General features: G+C 73.3%; 25 protein-coding genes. 11 read left to right on the forward strand and 14 right to left on the reverse strand.

The window, feature by feature from the left end:
* Positions 1-44: 44 nt before the first annotated feature.
* On the forward strand, positions 45-857 hold the full coding sequence (locus tag ACFWTC_RS22760; RefSeq protein ID WP_383915347.1) for a hypothetical protein: 813 nt from the start codon (positions 45-47) through the stop codon (positions 855-857).
* A gap of 9 nt (positions 858-866) precedes the next feature.
* Here the strand turns inward: ACFWTC_RS22760 and ACFWTC_RS22765 are convergent, their stop codons facing one another.
* On the reverse strand, positions 867-1289 hold the full coding sequence (locus tag ACFWTC_RS22765) for a MarR family winged helix-turn-helix transcriptional regulator (protein WP_383915348.1): 423 nt from the start codon (positions 1287-1289) through the stop codon (positions 867-869).
* Positions 1290-1383: 94 nt separating this feature from the next.
* On the opposite strand from ACFWTC_RS22765, the gene ACFWTC_RS22770 reads away from it, so the two are divergent.
* From ACFWTC_RS22770 to ACFWTC_RS22780, 3 genes are all read left to right on the forward strand, one after another.
* On the forward strand, positions 1384-2406 hold the full coding sequence (locus tag ACFWTC_RS22770; protein ID WP_383915349.1) for an NADP-dependent oxidoreductase: 1023 nt from the start codon (positions 1384-1386) through the stop codon (positions 2404-2406).
* A 64-nt stretch (positions 2407-2470) separates the two neighbouring features.
* A complete protein-coding gene (locus tag ACFWTC_RS22775; protein ID WP_383915350.1) occupies positions 2471-2893 on the forward strand; it encodes an organic hydroperoxide resistance protein in 423 nt (140 codons plus the stop codon).
* Between the two features lie 99 nt (positions 2894-2992).
* Complete coding sequence (locus ACFWTC_RS22780; protein ID WP_383915351.1) at positions 2993-3820, forward strand: EI24 domain-containing protein; 828 nt, start codon at positions 2993-2995, stop codon at positions 3818-3820.
* Here ACFWTC_RS22780 and ACFWTC_RS22785 read toward each other — a convergent pair.
* Positions 3817-4137, reverse strand: coding sequence for a DUF6193 family natural product biosynthesis protein (locus ACFWTC_RS22785; RefSeq protein WP_383915352.1), 321 nt, complete (start codon positions 4135-4137; stop codon positions 3817-3819). The genes ACFWTC_RS22780 and ACFWTC_RS22785 overlap by 4 nt on opposite strands.
* A 12-nt stretch (positions 4138-4149) precedes the next feature.
* Positions 4150-5067 carry an NAD(P)-binding domain-containing protein gene (locus tag ACFWTC_RS22790; protein ID WP_384028050.1) on the reverse strand — a complete coding sequence of 306 codons (918 nt, stop codon included), beginning with the start codon at positions 5065-5067 and terminating at the stop codon, positions 4150-4152.
* Positions 5068-5163: 96 nt separating this feature from the next.
* On the opposite strand from ACFWTC_RS22790, the gene ACFWTC_RS22795 reads away from it, so the two are divergent.
* Entirely contained in the window at positions 5164-5499 is a 336-nt protein-coding gene (locus ACFWTC_RS22795; protein ID WP_383915354.1) for a winged helix-turn-helix transcriptional regulator, read from the forward strand.
* Positions 5500-5749: 250 nt separating this feature from the next.
* On the opposite strand, the gene ACFWTC_RS22800 is transcribed toward ACFWTC_RS22795, so the two are convergent.
* Positions 5750-6340 (reverse strand): TetR/AcrR family transcriptional regulator, encoded by a 591-nt coding sequence (locus ACFWTC_RS22800; RefSeq protein ID WP_384028049.1) that lies wholly within the window; start codon positions 6338-6340, stop codon positions 5750-5752.
* 207 nt (positions 6341-6547) lie between these two features.
* Here ACFWTC_RS22800 and ACFWTC_RS22805 point away from each other — a divergent pair, with 207 nt between their 5' ends.
* Positions 6548-9028, forward strand: coding sequence for a glycoside hydrolase family 3 protein (locus ACFWTC_RS22805; protein ID WP_384028048.1), 2481 nt, complete (start codon positions 6548-6550; stop codon positions 9026-9028).
* Positions 9029-9136: 108 nt separating this feature from the next.
* Here the strand turns inward: ACFWTC_RS22805 and ACFWTC_RS22810 are convergent, their stop codons facing one another.
* Positions 9137-10033: an SGNH/GDSL hydrolase family protein gene (locus ACFWTC_RS22810; RefSeq protein ID WP_383915357.1), complete on the reverse strand. Its 897-nt coding sequence runs from the start codon at positions 10031-10033 to the stop codon at positions 9137-9139.
* Between the two features lie 250 nt (positions 10034-10283).
* Between ACFWTC_RS22810 and ACFWTC_RS22815 the strand changes: the two genes are divergently transcribed.
* Complete coding sequence (locus tag ACFWTC_RS22815; protein WP_383915358.1) at positions 10284-10778, forward strand: DUF3145 domain-containing protein; 495 nt, start codon at positions 10284-10286, stop codon at positions 10776-10778.
* A 59-nt stretch (positions 10779-10837) separates the two neighbouring features.
* Here ACFWTC_RS22815 and ACFWTC_RS22820 read toward each other — a convergent pair whose 3' ends face one another.
* The 5 genes from ACFWTC_RS22820 to ACFWTC_RS22840 all read right to left on the reverse strand — a co-directional run bounded on the left by ACFWTC_RS22820 (position 10838) and on the right by ACFWTC_RS22840 (position 15758).
* Complete coding sequence (locus ACFWTC_RS22820) at positions 10838-12127, reverse strand: beta-ketoacyl-[acyl-carrier-protein] synthase family protein (protein WP_383915359.1); 1290 nt, start codon at positions 12125-12127, stop codon at positions 10838-10840.
* Between the two features lie 79 nt (positions 12128-12206).
* Positions 12207-12455 (reverse strand): acyl carrier protein, encoded by a 249-nt coding sequence (locus ACFWTC_RS22825; protein WP_073914859.1) that lies wholly within the window; start codon positions 12453-12455, stop codon positions 12207-12209.
* 54 nt (positions 12456-12509) lie between these two features.
* Positions 12510-13514: a ketoacyl-ACP synthase III gene (locus tag ACFWTC_RS22830; protein WP_383915360.1), complete on the reverse strand. Its 1005-nt coding sequence runs from the start codon at positions 13512-13514 to the stop codon at positions 12510-12512.
* Between the two features lie 19 nt (positions 13515-13533).
* Positions 13534-14451, reverse strand: a complete 918-nt coding sequence (locus tag ACFWTC_RS22835; RefSeq protein WP_383915361.1) for an ACP S-malonyltransferase — start codon at positions 14449-14451, stop codon at positions 13534-13536.
* An 89-nt stretch (positions 14452-14540) separates the two neighbouring features.
* Positions 14541-15758, reverse strand: a complete 1218-nt coding sequence (locus tag ACFWTC_RS22840; protein ID WP_383915362.1) for a PucR family transcriptional regulator — start codon at positions 15756-15758, stop codon at positions 14541-14543.
* A gap of 81 nt (positions 15759-15839) precedes the next feature.
* Between ACFWTC_RS22840 and ACFWTC_RS22845 the strand changes: the two genes are divergently transcribed.
* Complete coding sequence (locus ACFWTC_RS22845; RefSeq protein ID WP_383915363.1) at positions 15840-16493, forward strand: pirin family protein; 654 nt, start codon at positions 15840-15842, stop codon at positions 16491-16493.
* Between the two features lie 13 nt (positions 16494-16506).
* Here the strand turns inward: ACFWTC_RS22845 and ACFWTC_RS22850 are convergent, their stop codons facing one another.
* On the reverse strand, positions 16507-17331 hold the full coding sequence (locus ACFWTC_RS22850; RefSeq protein WP_384028073.1) for a serine hydrolase domain-containing protein: 825 nt from the start codon (positions 17329-17331) through the stop codon (positions 16507-16509).
* Positions 17332-17409: 78 nt separating this feature from the next.
* On the opposite strand from ACFWTC_RS22850, the gene ACFWTC_RS22855 reads away from it, so the two are divergent.
* Positions 17410-17868 carry a MerR family transcriptional regulator gene (locus ACFWTC_RS22855; protein ID WP_383915364.1) on the forward strand — a complete coding sequence of 153 codons (459 nt, stop codon included), beginning with the start codon at positions 17410-17412 and terminating at the stop codon, positions 17866-17868.
* Entirely contained in the window at positions 17865-18887 is a 1023-nt protein-coding gene (locus ACFWTC_RS22860) for an aldo/keto reductase (RefSeq protein ID WP_384028047.1), read from the forward strand. The genes ACFWTC_RS22855 and ACFWTC_RS22860 overlap by 4 nt, the downstream gene beginning before the upstream one ends.
* A 45-nt stretch (positions 18888-18932) precedes the next feature.
* Here the strand turns inward: ACFWTC_RS22860 and ACFWTC_RS22865 are convergent, their stop codons facing one another.
* From ACFWTC_RS22865 to ACFWTC_RS22875, 3 genes are all read right to left on the reverse strand, one after another.
* Positions 18933-19781, reverse strand: a complete 849-nt coding sequence (locus ACFWTC_RS22865; protein WP_383915366.1) for a DUF4429 domain-containing protein — start codon at positions 19779-19781, stop codon at positions 18933-18935.
* Positions 19782-19847: 66 nt separating this feature from the next.
* The gene (locus ACFWTC_RS22870) at positions 19848-20987 is read right to left on the reverse strand and encodes an alpha/beta hydrolase (protein ID WP_383915416.1); all 1140 of its coding nucleotides are present in this window, start codon (positions 20985-20987) and stop codon (positions 19848-19850) included.
* Positions 20988-21232: 245 nt separating this feature from the next.
* Positions 21233-21910, reverse strand: a complete 678-nt coding sequence (locus ACFWTC_RS22875) for a TetR family transcriptional regulator (RefSeq protein WP_384028046.1) — start codon at positions 21908-21910, stop codon at positions 21233-21235.
* Between the two features lie 139 nt (positions 21911-22049).
* On the opposite strand from ACFWTC_RS22875, the gene ACFWTC_RS22880 reads away from it, so the two are divergent.
* Positions 22050-23657: a DHA2 family efflux MFS transporter permease subunit gene (locus tag ACFWTC_RS22880; RefSeq protein WP_384028045.1), complete on the forward strand. Its 1608-nt coding sequence runs from the start codon at positions 22050-22052 to the stop codon at positions 23655-23657.
* Positions 23658-23766: the final 109 nt, after the last annotated feature.

A 23766-nucleotide genomic window follows, 5' to 3' on the forward strand; every position in this document is an offset into this window, starting at 1 on the left:
CCGCGTTACGGATGTGGCCGGTGACCGCATAGCCTGCGGGCGCCATGAACTACTGCCACGCCTGCCGGAGGCACCTCAACGGCGCACTGGCGTGCGCCGGGTGCGGAACCCCGGCCGAATACCTCGTCCCCGCCGCCCCCGTCCCGCCGGGCGCCCCGGGGGCTCCCGCCGCGTTCGCCGCGTCTGCCGCGGACCCGGTACCGGGCCCGGAGCCGCGCCCGGTCCCGGGCCCCGGTGGGCCGCACGGGTTCGCGGACGTCGACGCGGACTCCCTCGTCGTCCTGTCGGCGCCGAACGAGCGCCGCCCCGGCGCCCGGCGCCGCTCCGCGCACCGCAGGCGCCGCCGGACCGTGCTGAACGTCGGGCTCGGCCTGCTGCTCGCGACCGGCGGCGCGCTCGCGGTGGTCCGGCTGGCGACCGACGGGGAGGGCAGCGACCGCGCCTCCACCGTGGTGCTGACCGACGACTCGGTGCCCGGCGTTCCCGTGCCCGCCCCGAGCGCGCCGTCCGCCGCGGCGCCCTCGGCCGGTGCGCCGGGCCGGGCCACCGCCCCGGCGAAGGCCGCCGGCGGGGCGACGAAGACGGCCGGTCCCGCGGCGTCCTCCGCGAGCGCGGCGAAGCCGGGTCCGGCGTCGTCGGCGCCCGCGCCCGCCCCGACGGGCCCGTCCTCCGGGACCCCCGACGCGGGGGCCACCGTAAAGCCGGTAACGTCCGCGAAGCCGTCGCCCAGCGCCTCGGGGAGCGCGAAGCCGCCGAAGACCTCGGCGTCGGCCAAGTCCAAGCCGACGCCGACTCCGAAGCCCACCCCGACGAAGACCCCGCGGCCCTGCGAATGGTGGGATTTCACCTGCTGGTGAGCCGGGCCGTCAGCCCAGCATCCGCTTGAGCAGGTCCCGCAGGGACGTCCGCTCCTGCGCCGACAGCCCTGCCAGGGGCTCGCGCGCGAAGTCGAGGGACTCGCGCAGCCGGTCCGCCGTCTGGAGGCCCTCCTCGGTGGGGGCGGCCAGCTTGACCCGGCGGTCCGCCGGGTCCGGGCGGCGCTCGACCAGGCCGCGGGTCTCCAGCCGGTCGATGATGCCGGTCACGTTCGAGGGCTCGCACCGCAGTTTCTGCGCGATCCGGCGCATCGGCAGCGGCTCCAGGGCCAGCAGGTTCAGGACCCGGGCCTGGGCGCCCGTGAGCTGGTGGCTGGCGGCCACGTGCTCGTACTCCATGTGGTAGCGGGCCACGACGTCGCCGATGAGTTCGACGACCTCGAGGGTCACTGGGTCTGCGCGACGACTGGGCATGGAACCAGCGTACCCATTTACTTGACAACATGAAATATCCAGGCGCATGGTTGTTTCACGTTGTGAAGCATTTCTTCCGCATCCAGGAGTCCCCATGACCGAGATCCCCGCCGTCAGCCGTGAGTGGCACCTCGTCCGTCGCCCGCAGGGCTGGCCCGTCGCCGAGGACTTCGCCCTGCGCGAGGTCCCTGTGTCCGCCGAGCCCGCACCCGGCCGCATCCTCGTGCGCAACCTCCACATGTCGGTGGACCCGTACATGCGCGGCCGGATGAACGACGTGAAGTCCTACGTACCGCCCTTCCGGCTCGACGAGCCGATGCAGGGCGGGGCCGTCGGCGAGGTCGTCGCCTCCGCCGCCGAGGGCTTCGCCGTCGGCGACCACGTCCTGCACCACCTGGGCTGGCGCGAGTACGCCGACCTCGACGCGAAGCACGCCACCCAGGTCGACGCCGCGCTCGCCCCGCTCTCCGCCTACCTCGGCGTGCTCGGCATGCCGGGCCTCACCGCGTACGCGGGCCTCTTCGAGGTCGCCTCCTTTAAGGAGGGCGACGCCGTCTTCGTCTCCGGCGCGGCGGGCGCGGTCGGCGGCCTCGTCGGCCAGTTCGCGAAGATCAAGGGCGCCTCCCGGGTGATCGGCTCCGCCGGCTCGGACGAGAAGGTGACCCTCCTCACGGAGAAGTACGGCTTCGACGCCGCCTTCAACTACAAGAACGGCCCGGTCGCCGAGCAGCTGCGCGCCGCCGCCCCCGAGGGCATCGACGTCTACTTCGACAACGTCGGCGGCGACCACCTCGAAGCCGCGATCTCCTCCCTCAAGGTGCACGGCCGCGCCACCCTGTGCGGTGCGATCGCCGGCTACAACGACACCGAGGCCGCCCCCGGCCCGCGCAACCTGATGCAGGTCATCGGCAAGCGGCTGCGGCTCCAGGGCATCCTCGTCGGGGACCACGCCGGACTCCAGCAGCAGTTCGTCCAGGACGTGGCCGGCTGGCTGGCCTCGGGCGAGCTGCGCTACGACGAGACGGTCGTCGAGGGCGTCGAGAACGCCACCTCCGCCTTCCTCGGCATGCTGCGCGGAGAGAACACCGGAAAGATGATCGTTTCTTTCACCGGTTAGGCTCACTCCACACCGTCGCGGCCCGTGGGCGCGAGTCGCGACGATCACCAGGAGGATCCTCTACATGTCCATCCAGCAGTCCGATGTCGCGTACACCGCTGTCGCCACCGCCGAGAACGGCCGTGACGGCCGCGTCGCCACCAACGACGGGCAGCTCGACGTCGTCGTGAACCCGCCGAAGGAGCTCGGCGGCAGCGGCGTCGGCACCAACCCGGAGCAGCTGTTCGCCGCCGGCTACAGCGCCTGCTTCCAGGGCGCCCTGGGCGTCGTCGCGAAGAACGAGAACGCCGACATCTCCGGTTCCACCGTCACCGCCGAGGTCGGCATCGGCAAGAACGACGACGGCTTCGGCCTGATCGTCAAGATCTCCGCCGTGATCCCGAACGTGGACGCCGCCACCGCCAAGGACCTCATCGAGAAGGCCCACCAGGTCTGCCCGTACTCCAAGGCCACCCGCGGCAACATCACCGTCGACCTCGCCGTCTGATCCAGCGGCTCCCGCTGATCGCACGCCGGAACCGGCCCACGCACATCTGAAGGCCGCACTCCCCGTTCGGGGGTGCGGCCTTCGCCGTAAACTGACCCCATGCGTGATCTTGCGGGGGGTTTCCGGTATCTGCTGGCCGGCCAGCGATGGGTGTTCGGGCACGGCAGGTGGCTCGGCTTCGGGCTGCTGCCCGGACTGGTGTCGCTCGTCCTCTACACCGCGGCCCTGATCGGGCTCTCCTACGGCGCCGACGACCTGACGGTGTGGGCGACGCCGTTCGCCGACGACTGGACCTCGCCCTGGTCCGGGCTCTTCCGCGGCTTCCTGACCGGCCTGTTCTTCTGCCTGGGTCTCTTCCTCGCGGTCATCACCTTCACCGCCGTGACCCTGCTGATCGGCCAGCCGTTCTACGAGTCCCTCTCGGAGCAGGTCGACCGCAGCGAGGGCGGTGACGTGCCCGAGTCCGGGCTCCCGCTCTGGCTGGAGCTGTGGATCTCGGCCCGGGACAGCGTGAAGGTGCTCGGCCGCGTGCTGCTCTACGGCATCCTGCTCTTCGCCCTGGGCTTCGTCCCGGTGATCGGGCAGACGGTGGTCCCGTTCCTCGGGTTCTGCGTCTCCGGCTACTTCCTGACCCAGGAGCTCACCGCCGTCGCGCTCCAGCGCCGCAAGGTGGACCTGGCGGAGCGGCTCGTGATGCTGCGGGCGCGGCGGATGATGGTGCTCGGCTTCGGCGTGCCGCTGGTGCTGTCCTTCCTGGTGCCGCTGGTCGCGGTGTTCCTGATGCCGGGCGCGGTGGCCGGGGCCACGCTGATGGCCCGTGACCTGATGGGCGACTCCGGCACGGACACGCCGGGGCAGGGGACGGCCGGGGAGCCGGCGGCGCCCGCCGCCCCGTCGACCGGCTTCGGACCGCCGCCGGTCTACTAGTTGCGCACGCCGGCGGGCAGGAGGGCGAGGATCAGCCCGACGGTCTCGGCGACGCCCGTGGTCTCCCGCGTGCGGCCGCCGGCGGTCCGCACCCGGTAGCGGCCGTTCCCGACCGGCACGACCCACGGGAGGTCGGCGCAGCGGGGCCGGGTGGCGCGGCGGCTGAAGCGGAGCCAGTGCATGCTCGTACCCGGCGCCAGGGCCCGGAGCACCGGTTCCCCGAAGGCGGCCTCGACCAGCTCGTGCAGCCCGGCGAACTGCGGACCGGCGGCGGCCCTGCGCATCCGCCTCCACCGGGCCGCCGCGCCGCCGTCCACCGGTCCGGTCCGCTACGGCAGTTGCCGGCCGCCCGCGGTCCCGGAGCGCAGCAGGGCGATGGCGCCGACCGTGTCCTCCCCGCCGTGGGCCGCCGGGTCGGCGTCCAGCCGGCGCCGCATCAGCTCCAGGTACGGGGCGATCAGCTCCGCGCTGACGCCCTGCTCCCCGGCGGTGCGCAGCAGGGTGCCGCTGGCCGCGACCTGCATGGCGAGGTTGGACACCACCCCCGAGGTGAGGTCCCGCGAGGTGAGCCGCTCGCCGGCGTTGCCGACGAAGAAGCCCATCGCGCCCAGCCACTCGGACAGCAGCGGCGCCAGGTCGTTCGGGGCGATGTCCTCGCCCTCGATCAGCGCGTAGGCGTGCGAGATCCCGGCGAACATCCCGTACATCGCGCTCAGCAGCGCCACGTCGTGCAGGGCGGCGTGTCCGGGGTTCTCGCCGACGAAGCGGGCGCCGACCGGGACCTCCAGCGCCGTCCGGTGGGTGTCGAAGAGGGCGCGGGAGCCGCTGTAGAAGACGTAGCCCCCGGCTTCGGGGACGCCGATCATCGTCGGCGTGGCCATGATCCCGCCGTCCACGAACCGGGCCCCGCGCTCCGCGGCCCAGGCGGCCCGGGCGCGGCCCTCGGCGGGCGTGCCGGTGGTGAGGTTGACCAGGTCCCGGCCGGTGAGGTCCACGTTTTTCAGGACGTCGTCGATGCTGGCGTCGTCCAGCAGGCAGAGCACGACCAGGTCGCTCGCGGCGACCGCCCCGGCGGGGTCGGCGGCGACGGTCGCGCCGGCGGCGGCGAGGGCCGCGGCCTTGGCGGCGGTGCGGTTCCAGACGGTGAGGGGGTGCCCGGCGGCGAGCCAGGTGCGGGCGAGGGCGGTGCCCATGTCGCCGAGGCCGAGCAGGGTGAGCGGACGCTTCGTCGTGTGGTTGTCGGTCATGGCGTTTAGCCTGGTGGCAGGCCGTGAGGCGCTCAAGTACGCACTTTGGGGTGGGTGGTTACCCCGAGGTGAGCGAGCAGGTGGGAGGGGTGCGCGATGGCGGTGACGCGAAGGCCCGGCGCGGATCACTGCGGGATCGCCGCGGCGATGTCCGTGATCGACGGCAAATGGAAGGTCTCGCTCCTGTGGGAGCTGGAGCAGCGGCCGCGCCGTTTCGGCGAACTGCGGCGGCTGGTACCGGGGGTGTCGGAGAAGGTGCTCGCCGCCCAGCTGCGCGAGCTGGAGACCGACGGCATCGTCCACCGCGAGGTGTACGACGAGGTCCCGCCGCGCGTGGAGTACTCCCTGACCCCGCTCGGCCAGGACCTGAACGCGGCCCTGGAGGCGCTGGGGCAGTGGGGCACCAAGCACCTCCTGCCCGACTCAGCGTAGCGCCGCTCCCGTCCCGCGGACCGGGGAGGGGGACCCGCTGCTGGACGAGTACCGGTCCCACCTGGCGGCGGGCAGCGGCCGCCACCTGCTGGTCCGGCGCCGGTCGCCCGACGAGCCCTGGACGGGCCGGCCGCGCACCCGCCCCCCTGCCGGGTGCCCGCGCGCCGTCCGTCCTGCCCGGTCCACGACCCGCTGCTCGGCGTACCGCCGGGACGATAGGGCCGCGCGCGGGTCAGGCGGGTCAGCCGGGTCATTCGGGTCGGCGGCCGGGCTCCGGACCCCGCAACAGGGTCAGGAACGAGCGGAACGCGGCGGGCATGTCCACCGACTCCGGTGCCAGCAGCCACTGGTACTGCAGGCCGTCCATCACCGCCGTGAGCAGCGGCGCGGCCTGATCCGGGGTCAGGCCCGAGGGGAGCCGGTCGCCGAACTCGGCGCGCAGCACCGCGGCCATCTCGGAGCGGACCTGCGCGTACCGCTCGGTGAAGAACTCCCGGGCCGGGTGCCCGTCGGTCACGCTCTCGCCCAGCAGCGCCGAGAAGGTCTGCACGATGCCCGGGCGCATGGCGTTGTACTCCACCAGCGACGCCAGCAGGTCCAGGCGCCAGGTCTCGGCCGAGGCGCGCGAGCCGCCGCCCGTGTCCCACCGGTCGCGCTCCTCCAGGACCGCGACCAGCAGGGCCTCCTTGGTCGGGAAGTAGTGCAGCAGCCCCTGCTGGGTCAGGCCCACGCGCTCGGCCACCGCGGCCAGGGACGCGCCCCGGTAGCCGCGCTCCGCGATCACCTCGACGGCCGCGCGGACGATCTCCCCGCGCCGTTCCTCGCTCCTCGCCCTGGCCATCGCCGGTCCCTCTCCTCGTTCACAGCCGCCAGCAGGACCGTACGGCATCCGAATATCACGAATGCATCACGAACCCTACCGTTCACCAGGTATCGGGTCCACGATGGGGGCGACCGCGCCGCACCGCGCAGCCGCACCGCGCAGGCGCAGCCGCACCACCGCACTCCGCACCCACCGCACCCCCGCACTCGACGAGGAGGCACGGCCGTGACCGATGCCGATCAGGCCCGCGACGACCAGACCCGTGAAGACGCCGTGGAGGCGGCGCTCGACAAGCTGGACCTCGACACCAAGACCCGGCTCCTGGCCGGCCAGGACATGTGGTCCCTGCCCGCCGTCCCCGAGATCGGGCTGCAGTCCCTGGTCATGTCCGACGGCCCCATCGGGGTGCGCGGCGTGCGCTGGACCGCCGACGACCCCTCCGTCGCCCTGCCGTCCCCGACCGCGCTCGCCGCCGCCTGGGACCCCGCGCTCGCCCGCCGTGCCGGCCGGCTCCTCGCCCAGGAGGCGCGCCGCAAGGGCGTCCACGTCCTCCTCGCGCCCACGGTGAACCTGCACCGCTCCCCGCTCGGCGGCCGGCACTTCGAGTGCTACTCCGAGGACCCGTACCTGACCGGGGCGGTCGGCAGCGGCTACGTGAAGGGCGTCCAGGACGGCGGCGTCGGCACCACCGTCAAGCACTTCGCCGGCAACGAGGCGGAGACCGAGCGGTTCACCGTCGACTGCGTCATCGCCCCGCGCCCGCTGCGCGAGCTGTACCTGGCCCCGTTCGAGGCCATCGTCGAGAACGCCCACCCCTGGGGCATCATGACCTCCTACAACCGGGTCAACGGCACCTCGATGACCGAGAACCGGGACCTGGTGAACGAGGTCCTGCGCGACGAGTGGGGCTTCGACGGCTACAACGTCTCCGACTGGATGGCGGCGCGCTCCACCACCGGCGACATCGAGGGCGGCCTCGACGTGGCCATGCCCGGCCCGGCCACCGTCTACGGCCCCGCCCTCGCCGAGGCCGTGCGCGCCGGGGAGGTCCCCGAGTCCGCCGTCGACGCGGCCGTCCGCAACGTCCTGCGGCTCGCCGCCCGCGTCGGCATCCTGGAGGGCGCCCCCGCCGCCGTCGCCGAGCCGCCCGCAGGCATCGACGGCCAGGCCCTGGCCCGGGAGCTCGCCGCCCGTGGTTTCGTCCTCGTGCGCAACGAGGACGGCGCCCTCCCGCTCGACGCCTCCGCCGGACGCACCGTAGCCCTCATCGGGGCCGCCGCCCGCGACGCCCGGGTCCTCGGCGGCGGCTCCGCCACCGTCTTCCCCGAGCGGATCGTCTCCCCGCTGGACGGCCTCACGGCCGCCCTCCCGGACGGGGCCCTGGCCTTCGCCGTCGGCGCCGACCCCTCCGAGGAACTCGTCCCCGCCGACCAGGGCTTCGGCCTGCGCGCCGTATGCCGCGACGCCTCCGGCGCCGTCATCGGCGAGGGCACCCTGCCGTCCGGCCAGGTCCAGTGGATCGGCGACGACCTGCCCGCGGGCGCCGCGTACGACACCATGGCGAGCATCGAGGTCACCGGTAGGTTCCTCCCGCGCGAGAGCGGCGAGCACGCCTTCGGCACCCGCGGGCTCGGCGCCTTCACCCTCGCCGTCGGCGGCGAGACCCTGTGGACCGGCGTCCAGGAGATGGGCGACGAGGCCGACCCCTTCGAGGCGTTCTTCGGCGCCCCCAGCGAGCGCGCCCGGACCACCCTCACCGAGGGGGAGCCCGTCGAGGTGTCGCTGACCTACCAGGTCCCCGACATGACCGCGCTGCCCCTCAAGGCGATCATGTTCTCACTGCTCCACCTCGGCCCGCAGCGCGACGCCGACACGCTCATCGCCGAGGCCGTGGCGGTCGCGCGCGCCGCCGACACCGCCGTCGTGGTCGTCGCCACCACCGAGCGCGTGGAGTCCGAGGGCTTCGACCGCCGCGACCTGTCCCTCCCCGGCCGCCAGGACGACCTGGTCCGCGCGGTCGCCGCCGCCAACCCGAACACCGTGGTCGTCGTCAACGCGGGCTCCCCGGTGGAGCTCCCGTGGCGCGAGGACGTGGCCGCGGTCCTGCTGACCTGGTTCCCGGGCCAGGAGGGCGGGGCCGCGCTGGCCGACGTGCTCCTCGGCGACGCGGAGCCCGGCGGACGGCTGCCCACCACCTGGCCGGTCCGGTTCGCCGACGCGCCCGTCACCGAGGTGCTGCCCGTCGACGGACGCCTGGAGTACCGCGAGGGGCTCTTCGTCGGCTACCGGGCGTACGAGAAGGAGGGCATCGCCCCCGCCTACCCCTTCGGGCACGGCCTCGGCTACACGGACTGGGCGTACGAGTCGCTGGAGGCCACCGCCGACGCGGTCCGGGTCCGCGTCACCAACACCGGCACCCGGCCCGGCCGCGAGGTCGTCCAGATCTACCTGGCACCCCGGGACGGCGCGGACGACGGCGCCCGGAGCGCGGCCGTGGAGCGGCCGGCGAGCTGGCTGGCCGCCTTCGCGGGCGTCGAGGCGGGTCCCGGCGAGAGCGTCGAGGTCGAGATCGGCCTGCCCGCCCGGGCCTTCGAGATCTGGGACGAGGCCGCCCGCGGCTGGCAGCGGATCGGCGGCGCCTACGAGGTCCGCGCGAGCCACGCCCACGGCGACACCCGGCTGACGGCCGCGCTCGACCTCGCGTGACGCGCCGGCGCGACACACCGGCGGGACGCACCTAGTCCGGATTGGCCGGAAAACACCCAAGAACCGGACCGGGAGCGGGCCCTGACACCCGCTCCCGGTCCACCCGCGTCACCGCGGGGGATCGGCCGCCGTGACCTGGCGGTGCGCCAGTTCCGCGAGCCGCGCCTGTCCGTCCCGCCCCGGGTGGAACCAGTCCCAGCGGCTCAACTGCTGCGCGTCGAAGGGGTACTGGAACACCGCCCCGCCGTCGTAGCGGCACAGCGGGTCCTTCGCGCAGACCTCGCGCAGCACCTCGTTGTACTCGACCACCCGCGCCCGCACCTGTTCGCGCCGGGCGGTCGCCCCCGTGGCCGCCGACAGCGGGTCGGCGAGCATCGACTGACAGATGCCCAGCTTCCAGATCTGGCGGACCATCGGGAGGTCCTTGCCCTGCTCCCACAGCCGCTGGAGGTCCGGCACGCTGGAGACGTACACCTGGGAGGCGGGCGAAGCGGCCCGCAGGCCGGCGAGCGCCTGCTCGAAACCGGACCGGAAGTCCGCCACCGAGGTCATCGAGGAAGCCGTCGGACGGCAGGCGTCGTTGGAGCCCACCATCACCGTGACCAGGTCGGGCTTGTGCGTGGCGGCCTCGGCGAGCTGTCCCGGCAGGTCCGCCATCCGGGATCCCGTCACCGCGTGGTTCCAGCTGCGGGCGGGTGCCTGCGCCTCCCCGAGCAGCCGGGTGGCCAGCGAGCGGACCGCGGGGTCGGTCCCGGTGGCCCAGGACACCTCCGGGCAGTCGGCCAGGACCGAACAGGCATCGAAACCGCGCGTGATGGAGTCGCCCACGGCTGCGATCGAGGCGGGCGCCGTGTTCCAGCGCGGCGCGGACTGCGCCCCGCGCTCGCCCTCTCCCCCCGACCCGCCCGGGCCGCACCCGGTCACCGCCCCGCCCAGCAGGACCACCGCCGCTCCCGCGCCCGCGAGGGTCCGGCGCGCGCGGCGGCGCGGAGCGGTGGTGCGCATGGGTGGGTCCCTCCTCGTCGCCCCCTGGTCGCCCCGGGACGTCCTGCTGAGTGAATGCTCTGTGATGACCGGCCTTGGAGCGACCGTACGTCACACCGCGACCCCTGACGCACGGTAGCTTTTTCCCGTGGCGTTTCGGCCGCAGGTTCCGTAGCGCAATGTCAAAAAAATTCCGTTACATTACATCACGTCACATACTGTCCGTTTTCTGGAGTTTTATTCCCGACCTCGTCCCACACTGGAGGTCCCGGTGACGACACGTGGAGTTCTGTACGTGCATTCCGCGCCGCGCGCGCTCTGCCCGCACGTGGAATGGGCTGTTGCGGGTGTGCTCGGGGTGCGGGTGAACCTCGACTGGATCAGGCAGCCCGCCTCCCCCGGCACCTGGAGAGCCGAGTTCTCCTGGCGGGCCGAAGCCGGCACCGCCTCGAAACTCGCCTCCGCCCTGCGCGGCTGGCACCTGCTGCGCTTCGAGGTGACCGCGGAACCCTGTCCGACCGCCGAGGGCGAGCGCTACAGCTCCACCCCGGAGCTCGGCATCTTCCACGCCGTCACCGGCATGCACGGGGACATCCTGATCCCCGAGGACCGGCTGCGCGCCGCCCTCGCCCGGTCCGCCCACGGCGAGACCGACCTGGAGGCCGAGATCGCCAAGCTGCTCGGCAAGCCCTGGGACGACGAACTGGAGCCCTTCCGGTACGCGGGCGAGGGCGCCCCGGTCCGCTGGCTCCACCAGGTCGTCTAGCCCCCGACACGCACGAGGCCCGCCCGGTATCCCGGGCGGGCCTTGCCTGTTCGGCCGTACTAGACGGTGCGGAACGCCAGGGTGACGTTGTGTCCGCCGAAGCCGAAGGAGTTGTTGATCGCGGAGATCGGGCCGTCGGCCGGCAGCTTGCGCGGCTCGCCGCGCACGATGTCCGCGTCGATGTCGTCGTCCAGATCGTCGACGTTGATCGTCGGCGGGGCCAGCCGGTTGTACAGCGCCAGCACGGTCGCGACGGTCTCGATCCCGCCCGCACCGCCCAGCAGGTGGCCGGTCATCGACTTGGTGGCGGAGATCGCGATGTGGTCGAGGTCGTCGCCCAGCACCTTGCGCAGCGCCTTCAGCTCGGCCGTGTCACCCTGCGGGGTGGACGTGGCGTGCGCGTTCAGGTGGACCAGCTCGGCCGGGTCCAGGCCCGTGTTGTCGAGCAGGTTCTGCACCGCGGCCGCGACACCGCGGCCGGTCGGCTCCGGCTGCGCGATGTGGTGGCTGTCCGCGGACAGGCCCTGGCCCAGCACCTCGCAGTAGACCCGGGCACCGCGCGCGGCGGCGTGCTCGGCGGACTCCAGGATCACGACGCCCGCGCCCTCGCCGAGGACGAAGCCGTCACGGCCCTTGTCGTAGGGGCGGGAGGCCTGTTCGGGGTGCTCGTTGTTCTTGGACATCGCCATCATGTTGGCGAACGCGGCGATCGGCAGCGGGTGGATCGCCGCCTCGGTACCGCCGGCGACGACCACGTCGGCACGGCCGGTACGGATCATCTCGACGGCGTAGCCGATGGCCTCCGCGCCGGAGGCGCAGGCGCTGACCGGGGTGTGCACGCCCGCACGGGCGTTGACCTCCAGGCCGACGTTGGCCGACGGGCCGTTGGGCATGAGCATGGGAACGGTGTGCGGGGAAACCCGGCGCACGCCCTTCTCCTTGAGTACGTCGTACTGGTCGAGCAGGGTCGTGACACCGCCGATGCCGGACGCGATCACCGTACCCAGGCGCTCAGGCACGACGGTCGGGCCGGTGGCTTCGCCGTCGGCGGCCTCGGCGCCCGCCGGAGCGGTGTAACCGGCGTCGGCCCACGCCTCACGGGCCGCGATGACGGCGAACTGCGCCGAGCGGTCCAGCTTGCGGGCCAGCGGCCGGGGCAGGACCTCGCTCGGGTCCACGGCGGCACGGGCGGCGATGCGGACCGGGAGTTCGGCGAAGCGCTCGCCCTCCAGGGGCTTTACGCCGGAACGGCCGGCGAGCAGACCTTCCCAGGTCGAAGCGCTGTCGCCACCCAGCGGAGTGGTTGCGCCGATACCGGTGACGACCACGGTGCGATTGGTCGGGCTCACAGGAATTCTTTCTCCACGTCTCAGGGGGTGCTGAATTGTCACGGCGCCACCGCCAGGTGGCGACAAACGCTCGTCAGGCTCAGGCCTGGTGCTTCAGGATGTAGTCGGCGGCGTCGCCGACCGTCTTGAGGTTCTTGACGTCCTCGTCCGGGATCTTCACGTCGAAGCGCTCTTCGGCGGCGACGACGACCTCGACCATGGACAGGGAGTCGACGTCGAGGTCGTCGGTGAACGACTTCTCGACGGCGACGTCCTCGGTGGGGATGCCGGCGATCTCGTTGACGATCTCCGCGAGGCCTTCGACGATTTCTTCCTGGGTGGCGGCCATGTGGCGCTCCTTCTCTCAGTAACTGGGTGTCAGGACCGGAATGCGCATCCGGTCCTAGGGGAGGGTAACGACCGTCGCGGCGTAGACGAGTCCCGCCCCGAAGCCGATGACGAGCGCGGTGTCGCCGCTCTTCGCCGCTCCGGTCGCCAGGAGCCGCTCCATAGCGAGCGGGATCGAGGCGGCCGAGGTGTTGCCGGTGGTCTCCACGTCACGGGCGACCGTGACGTGCTCCGGCAGCTTCAGAGTCTTCACCATCGAGTCGATGATCCGCATGTTTGCCTGGTGCGGGATGAAGACGTCCAGGTCGTCCGCGGCGATTCCGGCGGCGTCGAGGGCCTGCTGGGCCACCTTGGCCATCTCGAAGACGGCCCAGCGGAAGACCGCCTGGCCCTCCTGCGTGATGGCCGGAAACTTCTCGCCGCCGTCCTTGCCGAGGTACTCGTCCCACGGCACGGTCTGCTTGATGGTGTCGGACTTGTCGCCCTCCGAACCCCACACCGTGGGGCCGATGGCTGGTTCGTCCGAGGGACCGACGACCACGGCGCCGGCGCCGTCGCCGAACAGGAAGGCCGTCGCGCGGTCCTCCAGGTCGGTCAGGTCCGAGAGCCGCTCCACGCCGATGACGAGGACATACTGCGCCGACCCCTCCACCACCAGGCCCTTGGCCAGGGTCAGGCCGTAGCCGAAACCGGCGCAGCCCGCGGAGATGTCGAACGCGGCGGGCTTGCCCGCGCCGATCCGGTGCGCGATCTCGGTCGCGATCGCCGGGGTCTGCTTGAAGTGCGAGACCGTCGAGACGATCACCGCCCCGATCTGGTCGGGGGAGACGCCGGCGTCGGCCAGCGCCTTGCCCGAGGCCTCAACCGACATCGCGGCGACGGTCTCCTGGGGCGAAGCCCAGTGCCGCGTCGCGATGCCGGAGCGGGAGCGGATCCACTCGTCGGACGAGTCGATCGTCTCCAGGATGACCTCGTTGGGCACCACGCGGGTCGGGCGGTAGCCGCCGACCCCGAGGATGCGGGCGTACGGGGAGCCCTTGGCCGGCTTGATCTTGGACATGCTGTGTGGGCTCCTTCTCTCAGACCGACTGCTCGGCGACGAGCGCCGCGGCCTTGTCGAGATCGTCCGGGGTCTTCAGAGCCACGCTCGGCACACCCTTGAGCGCGCGCTTGGCCAGACCCGTCAGCGTGCCGCCGGGGCACAGCTCGACGATCCCGGTGACGCCCAGCTCGGCGAACGTCTCCATGCACAGGTCCCAGCGGACCGGGTTGGCGACCTGGCCGACCAGGCGGGCGACGACGTCGGCGCCCTTGGTGACGACGAGGCCGTCCTTGTTCGACACGTACGTCAGCGCCGGGTCCGCCGGGGAGAGGGCCTCGGAGGCCTTCGCCAGCGTGGCGACCGCGGGAGCCATGTGGTGCGTGTGGAAGGCGCCCGCGACCTTGAGGGCGACGACCTTCATGGAGCCTTCGGGCTTCTCCGCCACCAGGGCGGCGATCTGCTCCGTGGTGCCGGCGGCCACGATCTGGCCCGCACCGTTGATGTTGGCCGGGGTCAGACCCAGCTTCTCCAGATGGGCGAGGACCACGTCCTGGTCGCCGCCGAGGACCGCGGCCATGCCGGTCTCTGTGACGGCGGAGGCCTCGGCCATGGCCAGTCCGCGCGTGCGGACCAGCTGCAGCGCGTCCGTCTCGGACAGCACGCCCGCGTACGCGGCAGCGGTGATTTCGCCGACGCTGTGACCCGCGACGGCACCGAAGGCCGTACGGGAGCCGAGCGCCTCGGCGGACAGCAGACCCGCGGCGACGAGCAGCGGCTGGGCCACGGCCGTGTCGCGGATCTCGTCGGCGTCGGCGTTCGTGCCGTAGTGGGCAAGGTCGAGCCCGATGGCGTCCGACCAGGCGGCGACGCGGTCAGCGGCGCCGGGCAGGTCGAGCCAGGGAGTCAGGAAGCCGGGCGTCTGAGCGCCTTGGCCGGGAGCGACGAGTACGAGCACCCTCACACTCTCTCTTGTTGTAGGCCCCCGCCGCCCGTGGGGACAGGGACGAAGAACCGTCGGGGTAATTGTTGATGTCCGACAAAAGTCTAGGACTGAAGATCGCCGTCGGCCAGACGCCCGAGGATCAGGGCGATCCGCAGAGTGAACGCGGAACGGACATCGGAGGGTGACCAGCCGGTGACATCGGTCACACGTCGGAGCCGGTAGCGCACCGTGTTGGGGTGCACGAACAGCATCCGGGCCGCCCCTTCCAGGCTGCTCGCCTGCTCCAGGTAGACGCTGAGCGTCTCCAGCAGCGCCGACCCCGCCTCCTCCAGCGGTCTGTAGATCTCCTCCACCAACTGCTCGCGCGCAGCGGGATCGGAGGCGATCGCCCGCTCTGGAAGGAGATCGTCCGCCAGGACGGGACGCGGGGCGTCCTGCCACGCCGTGCAGGCCTTCAGTCCGGCCGCTGCGGCCTGCGCGGACTTCGTCGCGTTCAGCAGGTCGGGCACCACCGGACCGGCCACCACCGGACCGGCCGCGAACGGGCCGATCAGGGACTTCGCCACCTGCATCGGGTTGTCGCTGCCGCCCGCGATGACGACCAGCCGGTCACCGAGCACGCCCGTGAGGACCTGGAGCTTGTGGTGGCGGGCCGCGCGCCGGATCGCCTCGACGGTCAGCTCGCTGTCGCCCTCCGGAGCGGTGCCGAGCACCACGCACACGTGCTCGGGCGAGTTCCAGCCCAGCGCCGCCGCCCGCGACAGCGCGCCCTCGTCGGCCTCCCCGGACAGCACCGCGTTGACCACGAGGGACTCCAGCCGGGCGTCCCAGGCCCCGCGCGCCTCGGCGGCCTGGGCGTACACCTGGGCCGTCGCGAAGGCGATCTCCCGGGCGTACACCAGCAGCGCCTCGCGCAGGATCGACTCGTCTCCCGGGGCCGCCACCTCCTCGATCGCGGTCTCCATGACCTCGATCGTGGTGCGGACCATCTCGACGGTCTGGCGCAGCGTGATCGCCCGGGTCAGCTCGCGGGGAGCCGTCCCGAACACGTCGGTGGAGATCGCCTGAGGCGTCTCCGGGTGCCGGAACCACTCGGTGAACGCGGCGATGCCGGCCTGTGCGACCAGGCCGATCCACGACCGGTTCTCCGGGGGCATCGCCCGGTACCACGGCAGGGTCTCGTCCATCCGCGCGATCGCGTTGGCCGCGAGCCGGCCGGAGGACTTCTCCAGCCGCCGCAGGGTCGCGACGTGGGGATGGGCGGGCACGGGATGCGCGGGATGGGTCGCGGGGGAATGCTCACGTTCGGGTTGAGGCACGTGACAAGACTGCCTTATCGGTGAGGCCGAGCGGAGTCCGGTCCCGCGCCGCCCCCGTGCCCGGGGGTTACGGTGGCCTCCATGATTGATGTACGCCGCGGCGCCGACCGGTACGAGGGCGGGGACGTGCCCGCCGGGATCACCACCCGGCACGCCTTCTCCTTCGGGTCCTTCTACGACCCGGACAACCTGCGCTTCGGCCCCGTCCTCGCCTGCAACGAGGAGACCCTCGCGCCGGGCGCCGGTTTCGACGAGCACCCGCACAGCCACACCGAGATCGTGACCTGGGTGGTCGAGGGCGAGCTCACCCACCAGGACACCACCGGCGAGAAGGGCCTGGTCGGGCCCGGGGACGTACAGCGGCTCAGCGCCGGAGCCGGCATCCGGCACGCGGAGCGCAACGACGGCGGGCGGCGGCTGCGCTTCGTGCAGCTCTGGCTCGCGCCGCTCGCCGCGGGCGGCGCTCCCTCGTACGAAGTGCTGCGGAACCTCGCCGACGGGACCCCGTACGCGATCCCCGCGGCCGGCGCCGTCCTGCACGTCCGGCGGCCCGGCGCGGGCGAGCGGGTGGCCGTACCGGCGGCGGAGCGGGTCTACCTGCACGTGGTGCGCGGGGACCTGCGTCTCGACGGCGAGGAGCTGGGCCCCGGGGACTCGGTGCGGATCACCGCGGAGAAGGACCTGCAGGTCACCGCCGGGTCCCCGGGGGAGCTGCTGATCCTGGAACTGCCGTAGCGGCCGGGACGCCCTACGCGCGGCCGGCGGCGAGCTCGGCGAGGACCGCGTCGGTGAACGGGGGCCAGGCCGACACGGCCCACGGCCCGAAGGCGCGGTCGGTCAGCGCCACGCACGCGGCGCCCGCGTCCGGGTCCACCCACAGGAAGGTGCCGGACTGGCCGAAGTGCCCGAAGGTGCGGGGCGAGGAGGCGGTGCCCGTCCAGTGCGGGGACTTCCCGTCGCGGATCTCCAGGCCGAGGCCCCAGTCGTTGGGGGACTGGTGCCCGTAGCCCGGCAGGACGCCCCCCAGGCCGGGGTGGACGACGGAGGTGGCCGCGGCGACCGTGCGGACGTTCAGCAGCCGGGGGGCCTGCAGCTCCGCCGCGAACCGGGCGAGGTCGCAGACGGTGGACACGCCGTCCTTGGCGGGCGAACCCTCCAGGGTGCTCGACGCCATGCCCAGCGGCTCGAAGACCGCCTCGTGCAGGTACTGCGCGAAGGGGATGCCGGTGGCCTTCGCGATGTGGTCGCCGAGTTCCTCGAAGCCCGCGTTCGAGTACAGCCGGCGCTGTCCGGGCGGAGCCGTCGCGCGGTGCTCGTCGAAGGCCAGGCCGCTGGTGTGCGCGAGCAGGTGACGGACCGTCGAGCCCTCGGGCCCGGCCGGGTCGTCCAGCTCCAGCGCCCCCTCCTCGTACGCCACCAGCGCGGCGTACGCGGCGAGCGGCTTGGTCACCGAGGCCAGGGGGAAGCGGTGGTCGAGGGGGCCGTGTGACCCGGCCGTGCTCCCGTCGGCCCGTACGACGGCCGCCGCGGCGGTCGCCGCCGGCCAGCTCTCGATGATCCGCAGGCTTTCCATGCTGTTCACGGCCTCCACGCTCTCCATGCGGCCGAGCCTACTTGCTTGGAGTGCACTCCAAGGTTTTAGCGTGGAGGCATGAGCCAGAGCCTGACGCAGACGCGGTACACGATCAGCGAGGTCGAGGCGCGGACCGGTCTGACCCAGCACACGCTGCGCTGGTACGAGCGGATCGGCCTGATGCCGCACGTGGACCGCTCCCACTCGGGCCAGCGGCGCTTCAGCGACAAGGACCTCGACTGGCTGGCCTTCGTGGGCAAGCTGCGCGCCACCGGGATGTCGGTGGCGGACATGGTCCGGTACGCCGGGCTGGTGCGCGAGGGCGGGCACACGGTCGACGAGCGGCGCGAGCTGCTGGAGCGGACGCGGCGCGAGGTGCGGACCCGGATCACGGAGCTGACGGACGCGCTCGCGGTACTGGACTACAAGATCGACCTGTACGCGGCGAAGCCGGCCCCGCACCACGCGGCGCCGGCGGACTCCGCCTCGACGAACGCGACGCCGGTGGAGGCGGTCGCGGGGAAGGTACGGCCATGACGGAGCACGGCACCACCATCGACCGGGTCGCACTCGGCAAGGGGGGCCCGGAGGTCGGCGTGCAGGGCCTCGGCTGCATGGGCATGAGCGAGTTCTACGGCGACACCGACGAGGCGGCGGCCCGGGCGACCCTGGAGGCGGCGCTGGACGCCGGCGTCACCCTCGTCGACACCGCGGACGTGTACGGCCGCGGGCGCAACGAGGAGTTCCTCGCGCCGTTCGTGGCCGCGCACCGGGACGGGGTCACCCTGGCGACCAAGTTCGCCATAGAGCGCACCGACGACCCGCACTTCCGGGGCATCCGCAACGACCGGGCGTACGTGCGCCGGGCCGTCGAGGACAGCCTGCGCCGGCTCGGGGTGGACGTCATCGACCTGTACTACATGCACCGCCGCGACCCGGCCGTGCCGCTCGCCGAGTCGGTGGGCGCCATGGCGGAACTGGTGGGCGAGGGCAAGGTGCGCCACCTCGGGCTCAGCGAGGTCACCGGCGCGGAGCTGCGCGAGGCGTACGCCGTGCACCCGATCGCGGCGCTCCAGTCCGAGTGGTCGCTGTTCAGCCGGGACGTGGAGCGCAGCGCGGTCGGCGCCGCGGCCGAGCTGGGCGTGGCCTTCGTCCCGTACTCCCCGCTCGGGCGCGGGTTCCTCACCGGCGCCTTCGCCGACGCGGGCACGGACCTGCCGGCGGGAGACTTCCGCGCCCACCAGCCCCGGTTCACCGGCGACAACGCAAAGGCCAACGCCGAACTGCTGGCCCCGGTCCGGGAGATCGCCCGGGCGCACGGCGCCACCCCGGCGCAGATCGCCCTGGCCTGGGTGCAGCAGCGGGCGGCCGTGCACGGGCTGACCGTGGTGCCGATCCCGGGCACCCGCAAGCCGGAACGGCTCGCGGAGAACGCGGCGGCGACGCGGATCACCCTGACGGAGGCGGAGCTGGCGCTGCTGGAGCCGATCGCCGGCCGGGTCGCGGGGGACCGCTACCCGGACATGAGCTCCACCTCGGCGGCCCGCGAGGACTGAGCGGCCTACGCGCCCCGGACCGCCGCTGTTTCCCCGGCCGCGCCCCTACCGGGACTCGGCCGCGAACCGCTCCCGCAGCGCCGCGTACTCGGCGTCCGTCAGCAGGCCCGCGCCGTACAGCTCGCTCAGGTGGCGCAGCCGGTCGTCGCCGCCGGAGCGGGCCCGGGGCACCGAGGCGACCGGGGTGCGGCCGGGCAGGGCGGCGAGGACGGCCGCGGCGAACGGCAGCGACTCGTGCACCGCCCCGCAGCCCACGCCGAAGACGGCCGCGGCGAGGTCGTGGTCCGGGCGGGGGTCGCCGACGGCGTCCCGCAGGAGCAGCCGCAGGTGGCCGGCCGAGCCGCTCGGGGAGACCCACTCGACCCCGGCGAGGGCGGCCAGCGGATACCGCTGGTCGCCCGCCTTCCACTTGGTGCCGGTGGCGCCCGTACGGGACCACTGGAAGGTCACGGCCGAACCGTCGAAGCCGACCCGCGCGTCGTACGCCTTCAGCTGGACCGGGGGCTGCGCCGCGTCGAGAAGGAACTCCCCGGAGGGCTCGGCGGCGTCGGGGCCGAGGCGGGCGCGCAGGGCGTCGGCGAAGGCCTCGGCCTGCGGCGCCCGGTCGCCGGGCAGCACCAGCCGGTAGGGGTCGCAGGACTCCCGCAACTGCCCGTCGGCGGCCTCCATCAGCGGATCGGCGCCCGGCCGGGGGAGGGCGCGCAGAACCACCGTGTTCCGCTTCCCCGCGGTCACGGTCAGCCCGGACACCGCTTCGAGGGGGACCCGGCGCGAGCCGAGGGCCTGCCAGAGCCTCGGCGCTCTGATGCCCCGTGCGAAGCGGATGAGCACCGAGTCCGAGTCGAACTCCCAGACGGCATGGTTTCCGGCCAGTACGTCACCCATGCGGGCCATCGTAGAGGGAGGTGCCCCCGCGCGTCCCCCTCGGTGCGGGGTCCGTTTGCCGGGCCTCTACGCGCGTCAGTCCTGCGCGTCCCCGGAGATTCCGCTCCGGCAGGCGTCGTCCCCGGTCGCGCAGACAACGGAACCGAACGCGCCGGTTCCGATCTTCGCGAAATTCTCCACAGAGCCCGTCCCTGGCGCGAAATAGCCGGTATGGGTCCTGGCCCCGGCCGAGGACAGCAGCCGCGCGCCGAACTCCGGCGCCACCGGGTCGGCCCCGTGGCCCAGCCCGCCGAACTCCAGGTGCGGCACGTCCGCGATCCAGTCGTCCTCGTCACGGGTCGCCCACACCCGGGCCGAGGTGTGCAGCCCCTCGACGTTCTGCGCGCGCATCCCGGGGCTCCCCAGCACCACCACGTCGGTGACCCGCGGCGGCAGCGCGCGGGCGGCGACCCCGCACACCACCGACCCGTAGCTGTGGCAGAACAGCGCCACGCTCGCGTTCCCGGGCAGGGCCGCCGCCAGCGCGTTGAGCCGGACGGCGCCGTCCACGGCCATCCGGCCGGTGGCGGCGTCCACGCCGACCCCGGTCGGCGCGGTGTAGCCGGCCCAGGCGATGACGGCGGTGCGGCTGCCGGGCGCGGCGGCGCGCTGGGTCTCGTACAGGGACTCGGCCATGCCGACGGGGGCGGTGAACCGGCGCTGGGTGCGCTCGAAGGTGATCAGGTCCGTGTCGACGCCCGGGACGACCACCGAGACCCGGCGGGCCCGGTCCAGGTCACCGAAGACCTCCGCGACGCGGCCGCCACCGGTGGGGTCGAACGAGAGGATCTGCCGGCCGGACCCGGCGAGCGAGGCGAGCCGGTGGGCGCGGCGGGTGGCCGCGGCCCGGTCGGCCGGGGTGAGCGCCACGTCCTGGCTGCGCGCGTTCTCGACCTGCTCCGCCTGGGCGAGGCCGTGGAGGTTCGCCTGGTAGCGGACGGCGGTGGGCACCCCGCCGAGGTTGCCGACCACCAGGGGGTGGCCCTCGGCCAGCCGGGTCCGCTGGGAGCGGTCCAGGCCCGCGAAGAAGCGGGCGACCGTCCGGGCGGGCGCGCCGGCGGCCGGTACCGGGCGGCCGTCGATCCGGGCCTGCGCCCAGGCGGCGAGGGCCGCGGCCCGCAGCGGGGTGCCGCCCTCGGGGCGGTGGACCGCGGTCCAGCCCGTGGTCGCCAGCATGACGAAGACGACCGCCAGCGCGAGCAGGATGCGCAGGGCGGCGGGGCGCGGGTCGGCGCCGGGGGCGGCGGGGAGGGCGGGGCCGGGCAGTTTCACTGAGACCAGCGTAGGAGAACCCCCGCGGCTACGGCGTGTGGGGTGACGGGATTCACGGCCGTCCGTGGCATGGATGCGGGCGGGCGGGGCAAGTGCTTCGGTCAGGCCCGGGCCCCGGGCGGCGCGGGCGGGCGGGGCAAGTGCTTCGGTCAGGCCCGGGCCCCGGGCGGCGCGGTCCGCCAGTCGGCCGCCAGGGCCGGGCCGATCTGGTCGAGGTACGCCTCGGTCATCCGCCGGATGGCCGCCACGCTGGTGTCCTCGCCCTGGCCCCACAGCCGCCCGGTCACCCGCATCACACCGGAGAACGCGGCGACGGCGACCCGGGGCCGCGGGTCGGCGTCCACGTCGAGGCCCTCGCGCTCGGCGATCAGCCGGGAGATCCGCTCCTCCAGCTCGGTGGAGCGGCGCAGGTGCACGGCGAGCAGGGCCGGGGTGGACTCGATCAGCCGGTAGCTGCGCATGTAGAGCTCGACGGGGACCACGTCGGAGAGGGCCTCCTCGACGGTGTCCCAGGCGGCGAGCACGGCGGCCCGCATCGCCCGCAGGGGCCCCTCGGCGGCCGGACGGGCGCGGAGCTCGGCGACGAAGTGCGACTCGACGAGGTCCTGCACCGCGAAGACGGCCTCCTCCTTGTTGGCGAAGTACCGGAAGAAGGTGCGCTGGGAGACGTCCACCGCTTCGGCGATCTCGTCGACGGTCGTCTGCTCGTACCCCTGGGAGATGAAGAGCAGGAGGGCGGCGCGCAGCAGTGCGTCCCGGGTGCGCCGCTTCTTGCGTTCGCGCAGCCCGGCCGCCGGGGCGGCCGGCGCCGGCCGCTCGTCGGTCATCACCGAGGGTCCCCCTCCGCAGCTGGTCCGGCGTCGATCTGACGCTGAGTGAGCGGTCAGGCTACCTGTGACCGACGTGACAGTTACCGTGTGGTTACGCCGTCTGTGAAGTGTCAGCCGCTGTCACTAACCTGCTCGCATGACTAGTCAGATCACCGTCGACGATCAGGTGCCCGCTAAGGAACCAGGATCGGCGCCGGCCCCCGCCGGGCTGCGCGGCCACCCCTGGCTGACCCTCTTCGCCGTCGCGATCGGCGTCATGATGGTCACCCTGGACGGCACGATCGTCGCTGTCGCCAATCCCGCGATCCAGAAGGACCTCGGCGCCTCGCTCGCCGAGGTGCAGTGGATCACCAACGGCTACCTCCTCGCCCTCGCGGTCTCCCTGATCACCGCGGGCAAGCTCGGCGACCGCTTCGGCCACCGCCAGACGTTCCTCATCGGCATCGCCGGCTTCGCGGTCTCCTCCGCCGCGATCGGGCTGTCCACCGGCGTCGAGCTCGTCATCGGCTTCCGCGTCGCCCAGGGCCTCTTCGGCGCCCTGCTGATGCCCGCCGCGCTCGGACTGCTGCGCGCCACGTTCCCCGCCGAGAAGCTGAACATGGCCATCGGCATCTGGGGCATGGTGATCGGCGCCTCCACCGCTGCCGGGCCCATCGTCGGCGGCCTGCTCGTCGAGCACGTCAGCTGGCAGTCCGTCTTCTTCATCAACGTGCCCGTCGGCATCGTCGCCCTGCTCTTCGGCCTGTTCATCCTGGTCGACCACCGGGCCGCGAAGGCCCCGCGCTCCTTCGACGTCCTCGGCATCCTGCTGCTGTCCGGCGCGATGTTCTCCCTCATCTGGGCCCTGATCAAGGCCGCCGAGTGGGGGTGGGGCGACTACAAGACCCTGCTCTTCCTCGCCGCCGCGGTGCTCGGCTTCGTCCTCTTCACGCTCTGGGAGGGCAGGGTCCGCGAACCGCTCATCCCGCTGGGCATGTTCCGCTCGCTGCCGCTGTCCGCGGGCACCGTGCTGATGGTGCTGATGGCGTTCGCCTTCATGGGCGGCCTGTTCTTCGTCACCTTCTACCTGCAGAACGTGCACGGCATGAGCCCGGTCGACAGCGGTCTGCACCTGCTCCCGCTCACCGGCATGATGATCATCGGTTCGCCGCTGGCCGGCATCGCCATCACCAAGGTCGGCCCGCGCATCCCGCTCGTGGCCGGCATGGTCGCCACCGCCGCCGCCTGCTTCGGGATGGCGCAGCTCACCCCGGGCACCGGCACCGCGGTCATGTCCCTCTGGTTCGCCCTCCTCGGCTTCGGCCTCGCGCCCGTCATGGTCGGCGCCACCGAGGTCATCGTCGGCAACGCCCCGCTGGAGCTGTCCGGCGTCGCCGGCGGCCTCCAGCAGGCCGCCATGCAGGTCGGCGGCAGCCTCGGCACCGCCGTCCTCGGAGCGGTCATGGCCAGCACCGTCGGCAACTCGTTCGGGGACAACTGGCGGGCCGCGGGACTGCCCCCGCTCACCCCCGAGCAGATGGAGCTCGCCGAGCGCGGCATCCAGGTCGGCATCGCGCCCGTACCGCCCGGCGCCCCCGAGGCCGTCGCGCAGGCGATCACCAAGGTCGCGCACGAGACGTTCGTGGACGGCATGGGCACGGCCTTCACCGTCGCCGGGGTCGTCGCGGTCCTCGCCGCCGTCGTCGCCTGCTTCACCAAGCGCGGCGAGAACGCCGTCGAAGGGGCGGGCGCGGCGCACGTCTGACGGCCCGCACCCGGCGCCCCGCAGGCGTCAACCCCGTACGCGCGACAGCCCCGCCGGAGGGACCCGGCGGGGCTGTCGCCTATCCGGGTGGACCCGGCCCCGGCCCCTT

The sequence above is a fragment of the Streptomyces sp. NPDC058619 genome (assembly GCF_042717785.1).
Classification (GTDB): domain Bacteria; phylum Actinomycetota; class Actinomycetes; order Streptomycetales; family Streptomycetaceae; genus Streptomyces.